The sequence below is a fragment of the Cytobacillus sp. genome (assembly GCF_964223445.1).
Lineage (GTDB): Bacteria > Bacillota > Bacilli > Bacillales > Cytobacillaceae > Cytobacillus.
In genome coordinates, this window is the sequence record NZ_CAXQGS010000058.1 from 15,794 (window position 1) to 31,382 (window position 15,589).

Consider the following 15,589-nt stretch of genomic DNA (forward strand, 5'->3'; position numbering starts at 1 on the left):
AAATAAAAAGCATTTCCATATAGAGATGCCTCTAACAGAAATACTTAGCCATACCGGATATTATGCTTCGATCAGAACCTCTTTGGCTCTGTTATTATGTAAAAACTCTCTAATTTCTTCCTTTTGCAGGCCTAAGTTCTTTGCTTCCATAATTAACTGCAGCCACTCCAAATCAATTCCTTCAACCTTTACATTTTGCTCCGTCAACATTCTTCCCCCCAGGATACGTATCGTATTCCAGGCAACCCAGCCATCGTAGTATTGTCCAATACCTTAGACCCGTGACTTTGCGTCCCCATCTTTCAATGAGTTTGCCTTTTTCTGCGCCTATCGGCTCAAAGAAATTTTTACCATAAATGTATTCTACTATGGCCGTATTGCTAATGGTGTCTTATTTTGTAAATATAATTAATTATTTTAATATTAAATTAATTTGTTTTTCGACAAAAATTCTGAGGTTTCCCATTATCAGTTAATTGTCCTCTGTTTCGAATAGTAAGAATGACCGATTCTTTTCCTATAATTCTTATTAATTTGCTGAAGGGAATATGTGTGTGAATGTTTCTTTTTCTTATAGACAATATGGACTACTTCCCGTGTCATTGCATCCAGAAATATTTCATTCGTTAAGTCATTTCCGCAAACCGGGCACAGCCACTCTCCGGTTTCACTGCTGCTGAAAGATGAGTTATGGCATTTAGTGCAGTTTTTTTTGTACATGGGACACCGCCTGAACTTATTTATATTGATAATATATTTCCTAATTAGATTTTAATGAATGCTGTTAACAATTAATGAGAAAATCCAAACAGAGTGCAGCAGACATACGATTGAATACACAACTGAAGCTCCTGCTGCAAACAGCTTCACTCTAGATTCTGCAGAGATAAATATTGATAAAAAGATAAGTAAACAAGAAAGAATTATTTTAAGAGAAAGAAATAAAAAAGGATGCAGGTCATAAAGATTGCGCATTAGCGGATTGCTTTCTTCTATCACATTAAAGTGGAGTCCAAGTGCAGTAAGAAATCCGTCCAGTAAATTTAAGAAGGCAAGATAATAAAACAGCTTTTTTATGTGATCACCACTTTTGAGCTTATTTTTAAGCAGTTCAATAATTAAAAAATTTAGGCCATGAAGATAATGTTCCTCAGGGCCTTAAAGTTCGCGGTGAGTTTTTCTAATGTAAATCAGTAATATTACAGCACCTGAGACAAATAACAACCCGCCTATTAAAAGTAGATTATAAATATTTGTTGCAGTATCTGGGAGTAGGTTATTAGTATTGTTTGCATTTTTTAATGTGTCATTCTCAGGTTTCTCAGGTTCAGTTCCTCCGTTTCCAGATTCTGACGGATTATTTGGTCCCTGAGGATTTACCGGAACATCAACTGGAGGCTCCTCACAGCCTGGTTGCGAAGGATCTTCTTTACAGCTTGGCGGTTCTTCACAGCCTGACTGGGTTGGATCTTCCTGACAGCTTGGCGGTTCTTCGCAGCCTGACTGGATTGGATCTTCTTCACAGCTTGGCGGTTTTTCACAGCCTGACTGGGTTGAATCTTCTTCGCATGTTGGAGGTTTAGTTTCTGGTGCTTCCGCTGAGAATACTAAATTAAATGAACTAGTCAATCCTTGGTATTCGTTCCCAAGTTCATACGGTATTTCAAATAAAAATTTTAGTTCCTCACTCTTAAAAATTGGGAGCTTTCTCGGGTCAAGGTGTTTCAAACCATGAAGAAATCCATTATAAAGAATATGATTTCCTTCATCACTAATTGTGACTTTCAGCGCATTAAAATATGGTAAAGAGCCCTCTAAAAACTCTGAATACGTAAAATAAGTAAAGTCGATGGTTCCTTTGTTTTGTATATTAATCGTTGTAATAATTTTATCTCCTGGTTTCAATTCTCCCATATCAATGAAAATATTTTGCGGAAATGTATCAATATCAATATAATCCGGAACTTGGTCGGCCTCTGTTTTGGAAAGTGGCGTGTACAAAAGGAAAAGCAAGCTCAATATTGACAAGAAAGTAAAAACTTTAAATAATTTCCTATTCATTTAGATTCCCTTCTTTAAGAGAATTTTGATAGTAAAGAAGGTGGGAATGATCCCACCCTCCGCTTATGATTCATTAGTTAGTCTTGTCGTCTGCTGTTGTTCTTTCGTTTACGTTATCAATTCTCTCGAAGTTGCCACCTCCGCCAGTAGAACCGTTATCAATGTTTCCGTTAGCTTGATTAAACGTTTCTCCTTCATACTGAAGGCCAGTAAACTTGAAATCAATTGTAATTTCATCGCCTTGAAGGTCATTTTGAGGTAAACCTGTATCCTTGAACTCAATCGCATATGTTACAGCTTTGATTGCGCTAGCATTTGTTCCAGGAGCATCTAAGTAACCAATATACTTGCCCACTCCAGCAATATTGTTGCCATTAAGTGTTGTATCTCCCTCTAGCGCAGTATCAAGCTCAGCTAGAGTGACTTCAGTATCACCAGGTAAATATTTTGCCAACAGATCTTCTCCGCCAAACTTCAATTCTTTTACTATATAGGCATCTTTGCTGCCTTTAACATCTGTTGAATCCATTTTCATAAATACATTCATCGGCAATGTGCCTTGGTTGTTTAAAACCATTGCAGGCTCTTGGTTATGAACCAACGCTTCTAACTTATCTCCAGGCTTGAAATTTGTCAAAGTGAAGTGCTCTAAGTATGGCGCCTCCGGCTGAAGGTTTAATGTTCCATTAGTGAATTTGCTTTCTGCTTCAACTTCGTCGCTGAAATAAGCGAATGTTCCTCCCATTACTGCTACTGCTCCTAGTGCAATTGATGATACCCCTGTAAGCATTTTCTTTTTCAAATTCATTGTTTTTTCCTCCTCTTATATATGTAGCTAAAATATTTATCTCAATCCCTGGCTTTACCTGGGATAGAAATCAAAGTAATTATGCTGTTTGCTGCGCGTCATCCGACTCTTTACCTTCAGCAGCCTTAGAGAAAGCTCTCCAAAGTGAGATGACATTGTAAATAATGAGAATAAGACCCGGTATGATTAAGCTTAGTGCTATCCCGCTTTTAGACTGAAGAAACTGCAATACATATCCAAGATAAGGGATTTCCAATCCTGAAAATTTACCGATTACCTTTTGAGCTGGAACTGGTCTTGGATCTTCTGTCTGGTTGTTATCACCTTGTGTGATATACTCTGTAAACTCCCCTGCACCCTTAACATCTATGATCCTATGGGTAACAATAGTATTTTCCTTAATTGGAGAGTAAAAAGTAATGACATCATCTTTTTTCAGGTTTGTTTTATCATTAACAGCTTTTACTCCTACAACAGAGCCTGTAGAAATATTAGGCTCCATGGATCCTGAGAGAACCAGCATAAGCTGATTTCCGAAAATGGAAGGCTGCCCTCCAGTTATTTTAGAGCTGAGCATAATGTAAAAGGAGCAAATCAATACAAGAACGAGAACTGCTGATACAATGTGATTGAATATTTTCAAAGCTAATTTCAATTTAATCACTCCTCACCTGCTTCATTTGCAGAGTTTACTTTAATGGTTGTATCTGCCGTTTCAGCAGAATTAGCTTCAGTTGCAGAATTCCCAGTGGATTGCTGGTCTGTTTCCACTGGTGTATCTGTTTGGGTTTCTTCCGGAGATGGCCCATCAGTTGGAGGCTCTTTTTTCTTTTCATTCTCTCCTGAGCTGGTTTCTTCACCTGATATTTCTTCAACTAGAGTTTCCTTTGATTCATCCACTTCTGCCGTGTCCTTTTCTATACTGGATTCTTCTTGATCTGCAGGGCCGTTGTTTTTATTTTTTGGATTTCCTTTCTTTGGATGATCATCATTGTCTCCATGTTTTGGATTGTCTGGATCATAGTCCTCTTCTGAGCATTTCTCTTCTTTCATATCAACTTCTTCACAGCCATTGCCTATCCCGGAATTATCCTTACAGGCAGTTTTATACTTTTTCTTATAGTCTTTGTCATCACAGAAATCTTCCATATTGCTTACTAAGCCCGAAATGTTTTCTTGATCACTAAAATATGAAACTGTGCTTCCTGTTATAAAACTAAGATTGATTAATCCAATGTAAAGAATGAATACCTGCAAAAGATAGATAAGTCTTTTCTTTTTCTTATAAAGCTCCTTCCGGCTCCTGGCTTTCCTGCTTGGGTAGATTTCCAAAGGCCTCCCCCGTTCTTCACAAAAACTTTTTTGTTCTTTTTATCGAACCGATAAGTCGAGTATAGTCCATCCGTCTTATTTTGAAAAATTCCAAATTCAGCCGTTTTTTCGTTTTAAAGAACGTTTTTCGTTCTTTTTCTAAGAATACCTCAAGAATTCTCATTATTTTGTATTTTTTATTGAACGTTTTGTTCGTTATAATGAAAATATCTTTACATTTTATGATAAGGGAGTATTATGCCTATGATAGGTGGCCGGATTAAAAGCTTAAGAATCAAGAAGGGATACTCAATTAATGAGCTTTCTGAAAAAGCCGAGGTATCCAAATCGTATTTGAGCTACATTGAGAGAGGCATACAGGAAAACCCTTCATTGCAGGTCTTATCAAGAATAGCCAGGACACTGGATGCTAATCTTGAAGATCTGCTGGAAGAGAACAAAGATGAAATTGCCGACTTGTCTAAGCTGGATGAGGAGTGGGTTTCCCTTGTTGAAGAAGCAATCAGGCAGGGAATCACGAAAGAGGATTTCGCTTATTATTTGGACTTTATTAAATTTAAGAAGATGAATGGAGGTAAAGTTTAGTTGAAGGTCAAAGGCCGTTTGCTGATTATTGCTGCCTCCTTCCTTATCTTAATCGGAGGCGGATTGGTCCTGTTCTCGCTGCAGGAAATGTATGCTCAGGAGAAGAAAACCATGGATTCTTTAGTCCAGGCACAAGAAAGAATTCAAAACGAAGTGAGCAAAGAAAGCAAAAGTGTTCTCCAAACAGAACATCCTATAGATGTTTCCTTTGAGCAGGGTGAAGCCATTGGAATATTAAAGATCCCCCGCTTGAGTGCTGAACTTCCCATTATAGAAGGAACAGATGAGGATGAACTGGAAAAAGGGGTTGGGCATTACTCCACAACTGTACTTCCAGGGCAGCCTGATCAGATTCTATTATCTGGGCATCGGGATACAGTATTTCGCAGCCTCGGCGAACTTGAAACCGGGGATATTTTTGAAGTCAGCATGCCATATGGTGAGTTTACATATGAAATTACCGATTCCAAGATTGTTGATGCAGACGATACCACTGTGATCCGATCCACCGCTCCTAACGAAATTCTCACTGTTTCCACCTGCTATCCCTTCTTTTATGTGGGAAATGCCCCTTCCCGGTATATCCTGAATGCCAAAAGAATACAAAATTAAGAGGCACATCCACCAGGAAAGTGCCCTTTTTACTGTATATAGACAAACACCCTTCCCCCATCCAAGAACCTGTACATATCATCTAATATATGGGTTTCCAGAAGGGACAGATCCTGATGATCAATTTCTTAAGATTACTATTCTATTTAGCCATCATCATCACAGCTATCATTCTATCAATATAAAAAGCCAGACTCTTAAGTCTGGCTTTTCCCCTTACTTATTCAAACTAACAGCAATCTTAGAACCCACTTCGGCATTATGCTTCACCAATGCAATGTTCGCCGTCAAGCTTCTTCCTTCTGTTAATTCCTTCACTTTTCCAAGAAGGAATGGTGTTACTTTTTTGCCGGCAATGTTGTTTTCTTTTGCTTCTTTAAGAGCAGTTTCAATAACATTTGTGATAAACGCTTCTTCCAGTGCATCTTTTTCAGGGATTGGGTTGGCAATCACAACGCCGCCTTTTAGGCCCAGTTCCCACTTTGTGCGGATCATTTCGGCTGCTTCTTCTGCATTGTCGACCCGGTAGTTCACGCTGAACGGACTTGTGCGAGTGTAGAATGCAGGCAATTCATCTGTTTCAAAGCCAACGACCGGAACGCCGTGGGTTTCTAGGTATTCAAGTGTCAAACCGATATCCAGGATGGATTTCGCACCTGCACAGATAACGGCCACATTAGTTTGCGCAAGCTCCTGAAGGTCAGCCGAGATGTCCATTGTGATTTCAGCTTCGCGGTGAACTCCGCCTATTCCGCCTGTAACAAAGACTTCAATACCGGCAAGCTCTGCACAGATCATGGTGGCCGCTACAGTTGTTGCACCATTTTTCTTCTTAGCCACCAGATATGGCAGATCGCGGCGGCTTGCTTTCTCCACGTCCTTGCTTTGGGCCAGGAACTCCAGCTCCTCATCAGACAGACCAATTTTAATTTTCCCGTTTAAAATGGCAATGGTTGCTGGAACCGCACCGTTTTTGCGGATAATTTCTTCTACCTCTTTTGCTGTCTGAACGTTTTGGGGATACGGCATTCCATGTGAAATAATTGTGGATTCAAGGGCAACAACCGGTTTATTTGCTTTCTTTGCCTCTAACACTTCTTCTGAGTACTCAAGCCATTTTTCTAACATGATGTCACTTCTCCTTAGTCGAAATATTGTTTGAATGTTTCCTGCAAGCGTGTGTTGTTTAAATTCGGATTAACGGTTTCTAGGGACTGCAGAGCCAGCATGGAGCAGGACATCCCGATTTTGCACGCATCCTCTGTGCCCAAGCCCTTTAAATGGGCAAATATAATTCCCGATACAAGGGAGTCGCCTGCCCCAGTGACATCAGCAATTTTTACTTTCGGAGGAAGCTGCACACCTGCTTCCCCTGTGCTTGTAAAGTAGATCAGCCCTTTATCTCCCCGGCTGATGACGACTTTTCCAACGCCTTTTTTCATAATTTCCTGTGCTGCCTTGAAGAAGTCTCCTTCATTGCTGATCTCCATCCCTGTAAGTGCTTCTGCCTCATTCTTGTTGGCAATCAGCCAGGTAACACCCTTCAAATCTTCCGGCAGATTTTTTATTTTTGGTGCAGAAACAGGAGTGATGCAAAGCGGAATGTTCTCTTCGTAACACCTTGTAATAATCTGTTCTAAAACCTTGGGCGGGAAGTTTGTATCCAGAATCACCATTTCCGAAGATGCCAGGTAACCCCACTTTTTCTCAACAAATTCTCTGCTAACGCTTTCATAAATGGACATATCAGCTAGTGCTACAGCCATTTCTCCTTCATTATCAAGCACAGCTGTATAGGTACCGGTAGTGGTTCCTGCCAGCGACTGTGAAGGAGTGACATCCGCAAAAGCTTTCGTATATTCAAGAAGCCATTCGCCTTCCGGATCATCTCCCACTACTGTCATCAAACCCACATCACAGCCCAGCCTGCCAAGGTTTTCAGCAATGTTGCGGGCCACTCCGCCGCAGGATTGGGAGCTCTCTGCAGGGTTCGAAGTTCCGTATTGGAGCTGGCCAGTTGTCTGGATTTTTCTGTCCACATTGGCCCCTCCCACGCAAAGCACTTCTTTCTTTTGAGGCAGGACATAAGCTCTGCCAAGAATTTTCCCCTGCTTGGTCAGTGAAGAGATATAGCCGGCTACCGCAGACCTGGAGAGTCCCGTTTTTTCAGCCAGCTCGTTTTGGGCAATAAATGGATCTTCTTTAATCAGCTGCAAAATCAATATTTCTTTATCATTCATAATTGATCAGCCCTGCCTTATTAAACTTTTGTCTATATTATAGACTTATGTCCATTTGTAATACAAGTGTTATTTTTCAAAAAATTTGCCAAGTTAATAAAAAAGCCTCCCGCCTTACGGGAGACCACTTTTTACGCAGCATTATCGTCTTTTTTAATATCCTTTAAATAATACTTTTCCGAAGTGAAAAACTCGTTTTTCAGCTGTTTAACCTCTTTGCTTAGAAGCAGAACAGCCACGATGTTTGGTATCAAAATCATGGCAAGAGCCAGGTCAAGGAACTGCCAGATCGTTTTCGCTGCTCCCACTGAACCAAGAACAATGGCTGCAATGTAAACCACTTTAATGGCTTTTCCAGCAAAAGAGCCAAAAAGGAATTCTGCCATTTTGGATCCATAAAAGACTACGACAATTATCGTTGAAATGACAAAGAATACCAGTGATACAGCTACAAGAATACCTCCAAATGACCCAAAGTATTCCGTAAATGCCGCTGCTGTCAGGGCTGAAGGATCTTTCATTGCCCCTTCCCTTGTCCACACCCCGGAGGATAGGACAACAAATGCAGTTGCAGTACAAACAATCAGCGTATCAACAACAATACCGACAATCGCCCAGAAGCCCTGTCGCACCGGGTGATCGGTTGTGGCTGCTGCATGGGCGATCGGTGCCGTCCCGAGTCCTGCCTCATTGGAATATAATCCTCGTGCAAATCCCCAGCGAATGATTTCGCCAATTGCCGCTCCGGCAAATCCGCCCATTGCAGACATTGGCTGAAACGCATAAGTGAAGATTAATTCCAACACTTCAGGAAGTTTGCCCAGATTCATAAATAAGACTACTAACGCCGCGCCTACATAGATGAGCGCCATAAACGGAACAAAGATTTCGGTGACTTTGCCGATTCTCTGAATCCCGCCAAAAACAACTAAAGAAACAAGTACTGCTACAGCAATTCCGGTATACAAGCCATCAATTTTAAATGTCTCGCCAACCGCAGCGGCTACTGCATTTCCCTGTACCATGATGCTTGGGATCAGTTCAATCATCAGTGCGAAGGCAAAGATCACTCCAAGCCACTTCATGTTCAGCCCTTTTGTCATGTAATACATAGGGCCGCCCACATATTCTCCATCTTCATTTTTCTCTCTGTACTTAATGGCCAAAACACTTTCCGAGAACTTGATGGCCATTCCAATGAGGGCAATGACCCACATCCAGAAGACAGCACCCGGACCTCCAAACATGATGGCTGCCGGTACACCTACAATGTTCGCGGCACCAATGGTTGAAGCCAGTGCAGATGTGAGTGCCTGCAATGGTGTAACGGTTCCTTTTCCCTTCGGCTTTTTAAAAACACTTCCGAATGTTTGCTTAAAAATATATACCGGATAACGGAACTGGAAGAAACCAAGCAAAAAGGTTAAATACAGCCCTGTTCCGGCTAATAATAGGATGATGGGATATCCCCACAGCCATCCTGAAATATCTCCTACGAATTCTAATAACGTATCCAAAAAAATTTCCCCCTTATTGTTATGCACAGTTGCCCTTATAACTCTATTCCCTTTTATTTGCCAGTTAAACACTTAGTTAGCATAAAGAATAAGTGAGGTAGACATTTTCATAGATTTCATGTATAGTTAGCTAGGTAACTATTTTAAGCAGGTGAATACAATGCACCCTAATCAAAGTGAATTTTTTCATTCCATTAACCAATTTACCCGCCATTTTTCCAAAGTACTTAATGAAAGTTTGGTGCCCCTTGGTTTATATGCAGCTCAATGGACAATTATTTACCGTCTGAAAGTTGGAGGCCCGAGCACTCAAAAAGAGATTTCTTCTTATCTGGGAGTTGAAGCTCCAACCATGACCAGGACATTGGCCCGTCTTGAGAAATCGGGCTGGATCACCAGAACGGCAGGAAAGGACAAACGTGAAAAATTGATTTCACTGACTGATGCAGCTATCCAGGAGTACGACAATTGGCTTGCCGCCGTGCGATCAAGTGAAAGCAATGTTTTGCAGAATATTACGGAAGAAGAAATCAGCACGATGATCAGACTTATGGCAAAAATGAGAGAAAATATGGTACCAGGCACCTAGACCAGTTCACCAAATTGGTATAGGTACCTGGTACTTCATTGTTAGGAGGACAACATGAAGAAACAGCCATTATGGACGAAGGATTTTTTGAGCATTTCTATTACAAGTTTTTTCTTATTTATGGGGTTTTATGTTTTGCTGACTACGCTTCCTCTTTATATTTTGGATGATTTAAAAGGGGACGAAACACAGGTGGGGCTGATTATTTCGGTCTTTCTGATTGCTGCAGTGATCAGCCGGCCTTTTACAGGGAAATGGATTGACGAGGTTGGACGCCGAAAGATCCTGCTTGCTTCCTTGATTGTGTTTGCTGTATCTTCCCTGCTTTACTTCTGGGCTGATTCTACCCCTGCTCTTTTAGCACTGAGATTTCTGCACGGAGTTGGATTCGGTATGGCTACCACTGCAACTGGGGCTATCGTTGCTGATATTGTGCCGAATGAACGCAGAGGCGAAGGGCTTGGCTATTATGCGATGTTCATGAATCTGGCCATGGTCATTGGACCGTTTGCCGGTTTGACGATTGTTCAATACGCAAGCTTCACATGGATTTTTGCTTTATGTACAATCTTATCATTTATTGCTATAGTGCTGGGTGTTTTTGTAAAAATACCGCAAAAATCAGAGAGCTCTGTGAAGCATCCAAAATTTACACTTTCAAGCTTATTTGAAAAAAATGCAGTTCCTGTGGCGATTTCGGCAGGCATCCTTGCTTTCGCTTACTCTGGAATTCTTTCCTTTATTTCTGTTTATGCGAAAGAGCTTGATTTGCTTGAAGCTGCAAGCTTCTTTTTTGTGGTATATGCGGCATTTATTATTATGTCCCGCCCATTTACAGGCCGCTGGTTTGATGCGTACGGAGAAAATAGAGTGATCTATCCGGCCATTATTCTTTTTGCCGCAGGGTTATTTTTACTAAGCCAGGCAAACAGTACCTTTGTGTTTTTGCTGTCAGGTGCGATAATCGGATTGGGATATGGCACCATTGTTCCGGGTCTCCAAACGGTTGCAATTAAGCAGGCTGATCCAGCTAAACGCGGACTTGCTACCTCAACCTTCTTCACACTTTTTGATACCGGAATTGGATTAGGATCCTATGTGCTTGGAGTACTTGCTGTAAAAACAGGCTTCGCATCACTTTACTTTATGCTTGCGGGCGTAGCATTGTTTGGATTACTTGTTTACTACCTGCTTCATGGAAAAAAGACAGAACCAAAAACCATTCATTCAGAAGCAGATCTTCCATTATAAGAGCCCGTATGCGGCTCTTTTCTTTTTGTCAATCTATAATTATGTATATTTTCTGAATATTAATTGTCTTTTTCCGTGAACATTGGCATATAATGTGATTAATACCTTAGGGGAGGTTCGCTGATGACCATTGTTCATGTATTGAATTTTTCAATTCCAATTGCCTGTGTATTTCTGTTTGGTGTAATGGTCGACCGCATGTGCAAACCGGATGGCACGGAACATGAAGCAAATGAATAATGTTTTTTTATTCAAAGCGGCTGGATCACAGCGCTTTTTTAATTTTCAAGCAAAAAGAAACCAGCCCCTATGGCTGATTCCCCGTTCTTGGCAATATTAAAATCTCTACCCGTCTGTTCTTCGCTCTGCCTTCCCTGGTATCATTTCCGGCAACCGGCTGGAATTCTCCAAAGCCTTTGGCACTGAACCATTTAGGGTCCAGCTGGCCGTTTTTCAGGATGATTTTCATAAAGTTGACAGCGCGCATCACACTGAGCTCCCAGTTGGACTCAAAGTTTGAGTTGCGGATCGGGACATTGTCTGTATGGCCGCTGATGATAATGTTCCTTGGCGGGTCCATGATGAGAAGCTCTGCAATTTCACCTGCCATATTTAAATCCTGTTCACGGACTTCTGCACTCCCTGAGCCGAACAGGACATTATCCCTGATTGACACAAGCAGTCCTTCGGTGGTTAAAGAGGTTTCCAGTTTATCTGCCAGGTTTTGATTTTCGATAAAGGCATTGACTCTTTGCTGCAGCTCTGCCAATTCTTCCTGATCGGCAGCCTGCTTCAGCTTTTCTTTTTCCAATTCATCCAGAGCTACCATCTCCTCGAGATCCTTGCTTGGCTTTTCGGACACTGCATCAGTGGATTGCATTTGCCCTTCTGGCATTGGGCTTGGGAATTCAAATACCCCGGTCCCGCCTGAAAAGACATCGTTGAATGCCTTTGACAGCTTTTGAAATTTCTGGGCATCTACAGAACTCATTGCGAAAAGGACAATGAACAGGGCCAGAAGCAGAGTTAATAAATCAGCATATGGCAATAGCCAGGATTCATCTACATGCTCCTCATGGTGCTGCTTCTTTTTCCGCCTACTCATCCTTCGCCACGCTGCTTTCTTCAAGGAATTTCCGGCGTTCTCCTGCAGGAAGGTAGGAAGCAAGCTTTTGTTCTATTACCCGGGGAGCCTCCCCTTCTAAAATAGAAAGAATTCCTTCAATCATCATGCTTTTAATTTTTGCTTCCTGCTTGGATTTTCTCTTTAGCTTATTGGCAAAAGGATGCCAGAACACATAACCCGTGAAAATCCCCAGTAATGTTGCTACGAATGCCGCACTGATAGCATGTCCCAGGCTGGTGGTGTCCTCCATATTTCCCAGTGCTGCGATCAACCCAATAACTGCGCCCAATACTCCAAGAGATGGGGCATAGGTACCTGCCTGGCTGAAAATTTGCGCTCCGGCCTGATGTCTTTCTTCCATCGCTTCGATTTCTTCGCTTAATACATCACGTATATAATCGGCACTTTGCCCATCAACAGCCAGAGATAAGCCGTTTTTTAAAAAAGGGTTTTCGATTTCGTTCGTTTTGACTTCAAGTGCAAGCAATCCTTCTTTTCTTGCCAGCTGAGCCCAATCCGAAAACATCTTAATCATCTCAGCAGGGTTCATCAGCTTTTCTTCTTTAAATAAAATGCCAAAAAGCTTTGGCACCCGTTTGATTTCATTCGTTGGAAATGCAATTGCCACTGCTGCTGCAGTTCCCAGGATAATGATCAAAATAGCGGCCGGATTAATCAGAACAGAAGGGGAAACCCCTTTAAAAACCATCCCTATTCCAACTGCTATGATCCCTAATATAACTCCTATTATCGTTGTCTTATCCATACAAGCCACACCTTCTATGTAGTCTGAAAATCTCTAATACCTTCTATTATTAATTTCGGTTGATTTTTACAGTTCTTTAGGAAAATTTTCATATATAAAAGGCAGAGGTACTTCCCCTGCCTTTTTTTCATCGATATTAGATCCAGCGGCATCCGCAGAAACCTCTTCTTCTGCGGTCATCGTCATCCCGGCGGCATCTGCAGCCTCTGCCAGATCCGGCTAAGTCTCTGTTGTACCATAAGTCACCTGCACCGCGTACATTGTCACGGCGGTGTTTTCTGCGGTCATCTTCTGCTCCGCCAACATTATTCCGGCAACCCCAGCCGCATCCCCAGCCACATCCGCATCCTCTTCTGCGTCTATCTTCAATTCCAGCTACATCGTCATCCCGGCGGTGCTTCCTGCGACGGTCTTCCGCCCCTCTTACATCATCATCCCGGCGATCATCATCTTCTTTTACAATAACTCTATCGGCTCTGATCTCCACTTCATCTGCATTAACCTCAAATCTTCTTCTCCAATCTCTCGACATATGTCTACCTCCCTTCTCATGGATACTATAGATTATGTGTCGCAGGAGGTTTTCGCATGGACAAATCCCCAATCGGAAAGAAAATGTGCCTGTTTAAAGAAAAAAACCCCTGTCCTTTTCAGGAGAGGAGTTTGCAAATTTTATACTTTTTGAAAGACGAGGCTGTTTATTTTCATTAAATGCTTTAAGGCCGCCTGGAAAGTAGCATGTGTTTCAGCATTTAATTGAATGCCGGATAAGACAATTTCCTTTATCAGCTGCGGGGTCATTCCCACAAAGTAAGGCTTTACTCCCATGAGGTTAATGGAATCAGTCAGGTTGCGGATTTGCTGTCCAAGTTCGGAAAGGCACATCTTCTCTATGCGGTCGACCGTAATATCTGTAAAATCTATGATGGCAAATTCAGTGTCATGTTCTTTAATATGATTCAGGATTTCAGCTGTAATTTTTTCGAATCTTTCTGCCATGAGCAGGCCTGTAATTGGCACCAGGATCGTCTGGGGAATAATCGAAGGAATAATCGGTGCAGTCATATCCGCAATGGCTGCCTCATATTCTTCCACTCTTTTTTCAAGGACCGCTATATATTCATCTTTGTTCATGTATTCTCCTCAATTCCGATCATCTAACCATTAGAATAATTTATTGTTAATTTTTTCTCCGTAGTTCTTGAAAAGGGATGAGTTGGTGTTTTGTCTTCGTTTCGCCATCATGCTGTTAAATCGGAGCATCTTTTCGTTCAGTTTCTTCTGCAATGCCTTTTTCCTCACATTGTTTAATAAGATCTTCGATCGTCAGCATTTCTTTCTTCATTTGGTTTTCTTCATCAGTGAATCCGGCATTCTTCATGATGCGGTATGCCATGCGCAAATTCTCAGGGACGGAAGACAGGTCATCGAACGGAAGCGGTTTTCCATAGCCTGGCAAATGATCAAATTCGCCATCCTTATACGCTTTCTTTATCCGATCTTCAGACAGTATAGAAAAGAAGTCCAATCTCAAGTTCCCCCTTCACTTCATTTGTTACTTATTATTATATATTTTCGTCGCTGCTTATTAAAGTAATTATGTATATGGAGGATCTGCAGAAAAATCAAGAGAAAGCTTGCGCCTCCTCCCTTCAGATTTTGCCTATTAAGTTCGGATCAATGTTAATCCCGGTCTGGCCAGGCTGCCAATTAGCCGGCACACCTTTCCCTGTCTGCTGTGCATATTGAATTCCCTGCATGATTCTGACATGTTCATGCAGATTTCTGCCGACTTCCCCTGGGTAAATGAGCTTCGCCGCAATAATGCCATTGGGGTCGATAAAAACAGATGCCCTGACCGCCGCTCCAGACTTTTCATCCAAAACCCTATAAGCTCTGCTTATTTGATGGGTTCGATCGCTTACCATTGGATAATTTACATTTTTTAAAGAGGGAGATGTTTCCTTAAATACTTTATGGGCATATACACTGTCCGTACTGATGGACATTACTTCACAGTTTAAGGCTTTTAAATATGGATTCACAGCGGCGACCGCCGCCAATTCTGTCGGTCAGACAAATGTAAAATCACTCGGGTAAAAAAACAGCAGCACCCATTTTCCAATAAAATTCTCCAAATTGACCTTTTTTATTTGATGATCAATGACAGCATCTGCAATAAATACCGGCGCCCGGTCACCCCGGCCCGCACAGAATACGGAAGCATTCGGATCTTTCATGGCTATCCCCCTCCCTTCCTCTTTCGTCTCTGCTATATATACTTATGCGCATAAAGGCAAAGTTGAACGGAAAATATTGAATGAGAGAGCCATACATAGTCCTGATGCCCAAGGGAAAAATAGTGAAAGAATGCTACTTCAAGAATGAAAGGAGCCTGATTATGTCACGCGGAGTCCATTTTAATCATAAAAGAAAACATCACCCCGGGGAATTTCCTGAACACACAATGGTCGAGCGCCACACTACAGAAGCCCAGGAAGATGAAGAATTTATTGTGACACAGGAAGCGTTTAAAAACCGCTTTGAAGAAGATGAAGCAAAGCAACTTGAGGAAAGAGCCAAAGATTAAGTAAAGCGGACGCGCCTTGCTCACCCCGTACACCTCGGCGGCAGGCTGCTTGCGCAAGACAGTTCTCGATGTTCAAAATTATTTACTTTATTAATTTAAAGAGGGGTCTGAG

At 41.7% G+C, this 15,589-nt stretch carries 20 protein-coding genes, 1 pseudogene and 1 riboswitch; of the genes and pseudogenes, 5 read left to right on the forward strand and 16 right to left on the reverse strand.

Features of this window, described 5'->3' with window-relative positions; genetic code table 11:
- Positions 1 to 60: 60 nt before the first annotated feature.
- From ACEQ1T_RS10955 to ACEQ1T_RS10985, 7 genes are all read right to left on the reverse strand, one after another.
- The gene (locus ACEQ1T_RS10955) at positions 61 to 210 is read right to left on the reverse strand and encodes an anti-repressor SinI family protein (protein WP_179289014.1); all 150 of its coding nucleotides are present in this window, start codon (positions 208 to 210) and stop codon (positions 61 to 63) included.
- A 27-nt stretch (positions 211 to 237) separates the two neighbouring features.
- Positions 238 to 326, reverse strand: a riboswitch (cyclic di-GMP riboswitch).
- Between the two features lie 142 nt (positions 327 to 468).
- Positions 469 to 720 carry a hypothetical protein gene (locus ACEQ1T_RS10960; protein WP_370222901.1) on the reverse strand — a complete coding sequence of 84 codons (252 nt, stop codon included), beginning with the start codon at positions 718 to 720 and terminating at the stop codon, positions 469 to 471.
- Positions 721 to 771: 51 nt separating this feature from the next.
- Entirely contained in the window at positions 772 to 1,119 is a 348-nt protein-coding gene (locus ACEQ1T_RS10965) for a DUF5658 family protein (protein ID WP_370222946.1), read from the reverse strand.
- A gap of 39 nt (positions 1,120 to 1,158) precedes the next feature.
- Positions 1,159 to 2,061, reverse strand: a complete 903-nt coding sequence (locus tag ACEQ1T_RS10970) for a hypothetical protein (protein WP_370222902.1) — start codon at positions 2,059 to 2,061, stop codon at positions 1,159 to 1,161.
- A gap of 73 nt (positions 2,062 to 2,134) precedes the next feature.
- Positions 2,135 to 2,869, reverse strand: a complete 735-nt coding sequence (locus tag ACEQ1T_RS10975; RefSeq protein WP_370222903.1) for a TasA family protein — start codon at positions 2,867 to 2,869, stop codon at positions 2,135 to 2,137.
- 79 nt (positions 2,870 to 2,948) lie between these two features.
- A complete protein-coding gene (gene sipW / locus ACEQ1T_RS10980; RefSeq protein WP_370222905.1) occupies positions 2,949 to 3,524 on the reverse strand; it encodes a signal peptidase I SipW in 576 nt (191 codons plus the stop codon).
- A 5-nt stretch (positions 3,525 to 3,529) separates the two neighbouring features.
- Positions 3,530 to 4,201 (reverse strand): hypothetical protein, encoded by a 672-nt coding sequence (locus ACEQ1T_RS10985; protein ID WP_370222907.1) that lies wholly within the window; start codon positions 4,199 to 4,201, stop codon positions 3,530 to 3,532.
- A gap of 243 nt (positions 4,202 to 4,444) precedes the next feature.
- Here ACEQ1T_RS10985 and ACEQ1T_RS10990 point away from each other — a divergent pair, with 243 nt between their 5' ends.
- Positions 4,445 to 4,786, forward strand: coding sequence for a helix-turn-helix domain-containing protein (locus ACEQ1T_RS10990; RefSeq protein ID WP_370222909.1), 342 nt, complete (start codon positions 4,445 to 4,447; stop codon positions 4,784 to 4,786).
- Positions 4,787 to 5,398, forward strand: a complete 612-nt coding sequence (locus ACEQ1T_RS10995; RefSeq protein ID WP_370222911.1) for a class D sortase — start codon at positions 4,787 to 4,789, stop codon at positions 5,396 to 5,398. It begins immediately after the preceding gene.
- A gap of 216 nt (positions 5,399 to 5,614) precedes the next feature.
- On the opposite strand, the gene ACEQ1T_RS11000 is transcribed toward ACEQ1T_RS10995, so the two are convergent.
- The 3 genes from ACEQ1T_RS11000 to ACEQ1T_RS11010 all read right to left on the reverse strand — a co-directional run bounded on the left by ACEQ1T_RS11000 (position 5,615) and on the right by ACEQ1T_RS11010 (position 9,155).
- Positions 5,615 to 6,526: a pseudouridine-5'-phosphate glycosidase gene (locus tag ACEQ1T_RS11000; RefSeq protein ID WP_370222913.1), complete on the reverse strand. Its 912-nt coding sequence runs from the start codon at positions 6,524 to 6,526 to the stop codon at positions 5,615 to 5,617.
- Between the two features lie 14 nt (positions 6,527 to 6,540).
- Positions 6,541 to 7,638, reverse strand: a complete 1,098-nt coding sequence (locus tag ACEQ1T_RS11005; protein ID WP_206842287.1) for a carbohydrate kinase — start codon at positions 7,636 to 7,638, stop codon at positions 6,541 to 6,543.
- Between the two features lie 131 nt (positions 7,639 to 7,769).
- Positions 7,770 to 9,155, reverse strand: coding sequence for an alanine/glycine:cation symporter family protein (locus ACEQ1T_RS11010; RefSeq protein ID WP_370222915.1), 1,386 nt, complete (start codon positions 9,153 to 9,155; stop codon positions 7,770 to 7,772).
- Positions 9,156 to 9,315: 160 nt separating this feature from the next.
- Here ACEQ1T_RS11010 and ACEQ1T_RS11015 point away from each other — a divergent pair, with 160 nt between their 5' ends.
- Both ACEQ1T_RS11015 and ACEQ1T_RS11020 read left to right on the forward strand, forming a co-directional pair.
- Entirely contained in the window at positions 9,316 to 9,744 is a 429-nt protein-coding gene (locus ACEQ1T_RS11015; RefSeq protein ID WP_206842282.1) for a MarR family winged helix-turn-helix transcriptional regulator, read from the forward strand.
- 54 nt (positions 9,745 to 9,798) lie between these two features.
- The gene (locus tag ACEQ1T_RS11020; RefSeq protein WP_370222917.1) at positions 9,799 to 10,995 is read left to right on the forward strand and encodes an MFS transporter; all 1,197 of its coding nucleotides are present in this window, start codon (positions 9,799 to 9,801) and stop codon (positions 10,993 to 10,995) included.
- 307 nt (positions 10,996 to 11,302) lie between these two features.
- Here the strand turns inward: ACEQ1T_RS11020 and motB are convergent, their stop codons facing one another.
- The 6 genes and pseudogenes from motB to ACEQ1T_RS11050 all read right to left on the reverse strand — a co-directional run bounded on the left by motB (position 11,303) and on the right by ACEQ1T_RS11050 (position 15,127).
- Complete coding sequence (gene motB, locus ACEQ1T_RS11025) at positions 11,303 to 12,100, reverse strand: flagellar motor protein MotB (RefSeq protein WP_370222919.1); 798 nt, start codon at positions 12,098 to 12,100, stop codon at positions 11,303 to 11,305.
- Positions 12,093 to 12,887, reverse strand: a complete 795-nt coding sequence (motA, locus tag ACEQ1T_RS11030) for a flagellar motor stator protein MotA (protein WP_206842245.1) — start codon at positions 12,885 to 12,887, stop codon at positions 12,093 to 12,095. The genes motB and motA overlap by 8 nt, the downstream gene beginning before the upstream one ends.
- Before the next feature lie 136 nt (positions 12,888 to 13,023).
- The gene (locus ACEQ1T_RS11035; RefSeq protein ID WP_206842243.1) at positions 13,024 to 13,419 is read right to left on the reverse strand and encodes a hypothetical protein; all 396 of its coding nucleotides are present in this window, start codon (positions 13,417 to 13,419) and stop codon (positions 13,024 to 13,026) included.
- A 140-nt stretch (positions 13,420 to 13,559) separates the two neighbouring features.
- Positions 13,560 to 14,021: an STAS domain-containing protein gene (locus tag ACEQ1T_RS11040; protein ID WP_370222922.1), complete on the reverse strand. Its 462-nt coding sequence runs from the start codon at positions 14,019 to 14,021 to the stop codon at positions 13,560 to 13,562.
- Positions 14,022 to 14,051: 30 nt separating this feature from the next.
- Positions 14,052 to 14,415: pseudogene (locus ACEQ1T_RS11045) on the reverse strand (DUF1992 domain-containing protein).
- A 124-nt stretch (positions 14,416 to 14,539) separates the two neighbouring features.
- Positions 14,540 to 15,127: a peroxiredoxin gene (locus tag ACEQ1T_RS11050; RefSeq protein ID WP_370222924.1), complete on the reverse strand. Its 588-nt coding sequence runs from the start codon at positions 15,125 to 15,127 to the stop codon at positions 14,540 to 14,542.
- Positions 15,128 to 15,288: 161 nt separating this feature from the next.
- On the opposite strand from ACEQ1T_RS11050, the gene ACEQ1T_RS11055 reads away from it, so the two are divergent.
- On the forward strand, positions 15,289 to 15,477 hold the full coding sequence (locus ACEQ1T_RS11055; protein ID WP_009334922.1) for a hypothetical protein: 189 nt from the start codon (positions 15,289 to 15,291) through the stop codon (positions 15,475 to 15,477).
- Positions 15,478 to 15,589 lie beyond the last annotated feature (112 nt).